At 56.5% G+C, this 5,540-nt stretch carries 3 rRNA genes; all 3 read left to right on the forward strand.

Annotated elements, in window-relative coordinates:
• Positions 1-292 precede the first annotated feature (292 nt).
• The 3 genes from QQX04_RS14570 to rrf all read left to right on the forward strand — a co-directional run bounded on the left by QQX04_RS14570 (position 293) and on the right by rrf (position 5,516).
• A 16S ribosomal RNA gene (locus tag QQX04_RS14570) occupies positions 293-1,814 on the forward strand.
• Positions 1,815-2,220: 406 nt separating this feature from the next.
• A 23S ribosomal RNA gene (locus tag QQX04_RS14575) occupies positions 2,221-5,320 on the forward strand.
• 79 nt (positions 5,321-5,399) lie between these two features.
• A 5S ribosomal RNA gene (gene rrf / locus QQX04_RS14580) occupies positions 5,400-5,516 on the forward strand.
• The 16S, 23S and 5S rRNA genes sit together here, the layout of an rRNA operon.
• The last annotated feature ends 24 nt before the right edge of the window (positions 5,517-5,540 follow it).

The following is a 5,540-nucleotide window of genomic DNA, read 5'->3' on the forward strand; positions in this document are numbered from 1 at the left end:
ATGGGTAAGATTGAAGGGTTGCCCCGAGCGAGGTCCTGGAAGGGATTGAGTCGGTGCGCGTCCGAACTTTGAGAACTCAACAGTGTGCCACATAGTCGATGCCAATTAACCTCCGGCATCTGGTTGGTCGGTCCGTTTGGGCTGGTTGGCTGGGTGCGGGATTCCTTTGGTAGACAACAATTTGTCAGTGACATTTTGTTCGATGCTGGAGATTGAACGGACCTTTTTGGTTCTGGCCCTTTGGGGCTGCTTCGTTTGTCTGTGACCCGCTTCGGCGGTTTGCGATTGAACATTTACGGAGAGTTTGATCCTGGCTCAGGACGAACGCTGGCGGCGTGCTTAACACATGCAAGTCGAACGGTGAAGCGAGAGCTTGCTCTTGTGGATCAGTGGCGAACGGGTGAGTAACACGTGAGTAACCTGCCCCAGACTCTGGGATAAGCCTTGGAAACGAGGTCTAATACCGGATACGCGACTCCACCGCATGGTGAGGGTTGGGAAAGTTTTTCGGTCTGGGATGGACTCGCGGCCTATCAGCTTGTTGGTGAGGTAATGGCTCACCAAGGCGACGACGGGTAGCCGGCCTGAGAGGGCGACCGGCCACACTGGAACTGAGACACGGTCCAGACTCCTACGGGAGGCAGCAGTGGGGAATATTGCACAATGGGCGAAAGCCTGATGCAGCGACGCCGCGTGGGGGATGAAGGCCTTCGGGTTGTAAACCCCTTTCAGCAGGGAAGAAGCGAAAGTGACGGTACCTGCAGAAGAAGCGCCGGCTAACTACGTGCCAGCAGCCGCGGTAATACGTAGGGCGCAAGCGTTGTCCGGAATTATTGGGCGTAAAGAGCTCGTAGGCGGTTCGTCGCGTCTGCTGTGAAAGCCCGAGGCTCAACCTCGGGTCTGCAGTGGGTACGGGCGGACTAGAGTGTGGTAGGGGAGACTGGAATTCCTGGTGTAGCGGTGGAATGCGCAGATATCAGGAGGAACACCGATGGCGAAGGCAGGTCTCTGGGCCACAACTGACGCTGAGGAGCGAAAGCGTGGGGAGCGAACAGGATTAGATACCCTGGTAGTCCACGCCGTAAACGGTGGGCACTAGATGTGGGGCTCTTTCCATGAGTTCCGCGTCGCAGCTAACGCATTAAGTGCCCCGCCTGGGGAGTACGGCCGCAAGGCTAAAACTCAAAGGAATTGACGGGGGCCCGCACAAGCGGCGGAGCATGCGGATTAATTCGATGCAACGCGAAGAACCTTACCAAGGCTTGACATATACCCTCTATCCCTGGAGACAGGGAGTGCTTCGGCGGGGTATACAGGTGGTGCATGGTTGTCGTCAGCTCGTGTCGTGAGATGTTGGGTTAAGTCCCGCAACGAGCGCAACCCTCGTCCTATGTTGCCAGCACGTAATGGTGGGGACTCATAGGAGACTGCCGGGGTCAACTCGGAGGAAGGTGGGGATGACGTCAAATCATCATGCCCCTTATGTCTTGGGCTTCACGCATGCTACAATGGCCGGTACAAAGGGCTGCGATACCGTAAGGTGGAGCGAATCCCAAAAAGCCGGTCTCAGTTCGGATTGAGGTCTGCAACTCGACCTCATGAAGTTGGAGTCGCTAGTAATCGCAGATCAGCAACGCTGCGGTGAATACGTTCCCGGGCCTTGTACACACCGCCCGTCAAGTCACGAAAGTCGGTAACACCCGAAGCCGTCGGCCTAACCCTTTGGGAGGGAGACGTCTAAGGTGGGATTGGCGATTGGGACTAAGTCGTAACAAGGTAGCCGTACCGGAAGGTGCGGCTGGATCACCTCCTTTCTAAGGAGCATCTGGCCTCAGGTGAGCGTGTCTCATCATGGGTGTCCAGGCCTCGTTTCTGCTCTCACATGTAGAGCGGCGAGAGCTCATGGATGGAACATCGACGGAGGCGCCTGGATAAGGGTCTGACCAGTACGCCGAGCTTGCTCGGTTGGAACGTCTGATGACTCCTTGCTCGGCGCGGTTGGCACACTGTTGGGTCCTGAAAGGTCGGACCGCCTCTTGAATCAAGAGGAGCGACGGACTTTCCAGGGCTTGGCTGCCGGTGATATCGGCAGCGAGCTGGACGGACCACCTGGACCTGATCGAACCGCACACCGCAAGGTGTGTAGGCGTCAGGTTGTGAGGGTGGGCCCGGCCGTAGTTTGAGAACTGCACAGTGGACGCGAGCATCTTTGATATCTGTGGTCAAGTTTTTAAGAGCACATGGTGGATGCCTTGGCAGTAGGAGCCGAAGAAGGACGTTGTAGCCTGCGATAAGCCTCGGGGAGCTGGCAAACAAGCTTTGATCCGAGGATGTCCGAATGGGGAAACCCCGCTGGAGTCATGTCCAGTGACCCTCGTCTGAACACATAGGGCGAGTGGAGGGAACGTCGGGAAGTGAAACATCTCAGTACCGACAGGAAGAGATATTCCGTGAGTAGTGGCGAGCGAAAGCGGAACAGGCCAAACCGTATGCGTGTGATAGCCGGCAGGCGTTGCGTATGCGGGGTTGTGGGACCTTTCTAGAGGATCTGCCGATCCTCTGAGGAGTCAAAAATCCGCGTGATAGTCGAAGGGCATTGAAAGGCCCGGCATAGAGGGTGCGACCCCCGTAGACGAAATTGCGCGGACTCCTGAGAGTCATCCCAAGTAGCACGGGGCCCGAGAAATCCCGTGTGAATCTGTAGAGACCACTCTATAAGCCTAAATACTACCTACTGACCGATAGCGAATCAGTACCGTGAGGGAAGGGTGAAAAGTACCCCGAGAGGGGAGTGAAATAGTACCTGAAACCGTGTGCTTACAATCCGTTGGAGCCTCCCTAGATGGGGTGACAGCGTGCCTTTTGAAGAATGAGCCTGCGAGTTAGTGCTCAGTGGCGAGGTTAACCCGTGTGGGGCAGCCGTAGCGAAAGCGAGTCCGAATAGGGCGTTTGAGTCGCTGGGTCTAGACCCGAAGCGAAGTGATCTATCCATGGCCAGGTTGAAGCGCGGGTAAGACCGCGTGGAGGACCGAACCCACTTGGGTTGAAAACCGAGGGGATGAGCTGTGGATAGGGGTGAAAGGCCAATCAAACTTCGTGATAGCTGGTTCTCCCCGAAATGCATTTAGGTGCAGCGTTGCGTGTTTCTTGCCGGAGGTAGAGCTACTGGATGGCCGATGGGCCCCACCAGGTTACTGACGTCAGCCAAACTCCGAATGCCGGTAAGTGAGAGCGCAGCAGTGAGACTGCGGGGGATAAGCTTCGTAGTCGAGAGGGAAACAGCCCAGAACACCAACTAAGGCCCCTAAGCGTGTGCTAAGTGGGAAAGGATGTGGAGTTGCATAGACAACCAGGAGGTTGGCTTAGAAGCAGCCACCCTTGAAAGAGTGCGTAATAGCTCACTGGTCAAGTGATTCCGCGCCGACAATGTAGCGGGGCTCAAGTACACCGCCGAAGTTGTGTCATTCACACACTGCCTGGCCTTTTAGGTCCAAGCGTGTGGATGGGTAGGGGAGCGTCGTGTGGCGGGTGAAGCTGCGGGGTAACCCAGTGGTGGACGCCACACGAGTGAGAATGCAGGCATGAGTAGCGAAAGACGGGTGAGAAACCCGTCCGCCGAATGACCAAGGGTTCCAGGGCCAGGTTAATCCGCCCTGGGTAAGTCGGGACCTAAGGCGAGGCCGACAGGCGTAGTCGATGGACAACGGGTTGATATTCCCGTACCGGCGAAGAACCGCCCATGACGAGGCGGACGATGCTAAGTGCCCAAAGCCGGTGAACCCTTCGGGGGAATCTCGGTGGCGCGCACGAACCAGATCCGTAGTAGTCAAGCGTAGTAACAGGGGTGACGCAGGAAGGTAGCCGAGCGTGGCGATGGTAGTCCACGTCTAAGGGTGTAGGGCGAGCTGTAGGCAAATCCGCAGCTCATGTGCCTGAGACCTGATGGTGACCGCAATAGCGGGAAATCGGTGATCCTATGCTGCCAAGAAAAACCTCGGCGCGAGGTTCTAGCCGCCCGTACCCCAAACCGACTCAGGTGGTCAGGTAGAGAATACTAAGGCGATCGAGTGAATCGTGGTGAAGGAACTCGGCAAAATGCCCCCGTAACTTCGGGAGAAGGGGGGCCTGAGGCGTGAACCACCTAGCGTGGGGAAGCGTTTGAGGGCCGCAGAGACCAGGGAGAAGCGACTGTTTACTAAAAACACAGGTCCGTGCGAAGTCGCAAGACGATGTATACGGACTGACGCCTGCCCGGTGCTGGAAGGTTAAGAGGAGAGGTTAGCCGCAAGGCGAAGCTTTGAATTTAAGCCCCAGTAAACGGCGGTGGTAACTATAACCATCCTAAGGTAGCGAAATTCCTTGTCGGGTAAGTTCCGACCTGCACGAATGGCGTAACGACTTCTCCGCTGTCTCCACCGCGAACTCGGCGAAATTGCACTACGAGTAAAGATGCTCGTTACGCGCAGCAGGACGGAAAGACCCCGGGACCTTTACTATAGCTTGGTATTGGTATTCGGTGTGGTTTGTGTAGGATAGGTGGGAGACTTTGAAGCTCATACGCCAGTATGGGTGGAGTCATTGTTGAAATACCACTCTGATCACTCTGGATATCTAACCTCGGTCCGTAATCCGGATCAGGGACAGTGCCTGGTGGGTAGTTTAACTGGGGCGGTTGCCTCCCAAAGAGTAACGGAGGCGCCCAAAGGTTCCCTCAGCCTGGTTGGCAATCAGGTGGCGAGTGCAAGTGTACAAGGGAGCTTGACTGTGAGAGTGACAGCTCGAGCAGGGACGAAAGTCGGGACTAGTGACCCGCTGGTGGCATGTGGAAGCGCCAGCGCTCAACGGATAAAAGGTACCCCGGGGATAACAGGCTGATCCTGCCCAAGAGTCCATATCGACGGCATGGTTTGGCACCTCGATGTCGGCTCGTCGCATCCTGGGGCTGGAGTTGGTCCCAAGGGTTGGGCTGTTCGCCCATTAAAGCGGTACGCGAGCTGGGTTTAGAACGTCGTGAGACAGTTCGGTCCCTATCCGCTGCGCGCGCAGGAAACTTGAGAAAGGCTGCCCCTAGTACGAGAGGACCGGGGTGGACCAACCTCTGGTGTGCCAGTTGTTCCGCCAGGAGCACGGCTGGTTGGCTACGTTGGGAAGGGATAACCGCTGAAAGCATCTAAGCGGGAAGCCTGTTTCAAGATGAGGTTTCCATGGGAGTGATCCCGAGAGGCCCCCAGCAGACCACTGGGTTGATAGGCCGGATGTGGAAGAGAGGACTAACGACTCTTGAAGCTGACCGGTACTAATAGGCCGATAACTTGACACAACACATATATCTGTAGCTACGCGTCCACTGTGCGGTTCCCGAAATACGGACGGGAACCCGTTTGATATTTCCATAGAGTTTCCGCAGCCATAGCGAGAGGGAAACGCCCGGTCCCATTCCGAACCCGGAAGCTAAGCCTCTCAGCGCCGATGGTACTGCACTCGCCAGGGTGTGGGAGAGTAGGACGCTGCGGGACAACACTTTTACCGAAGGGCCGCCC

Origin of the sequence: Demequina zhanjiangensis (genome assembly GCF_030418315.1) — a bacterium.
GTDB lineage: Bacteria > Actinomycetota > Actinomycetes > Actinomycetales > Demequinaceae > Demequina > Demequina zhanjiangensis.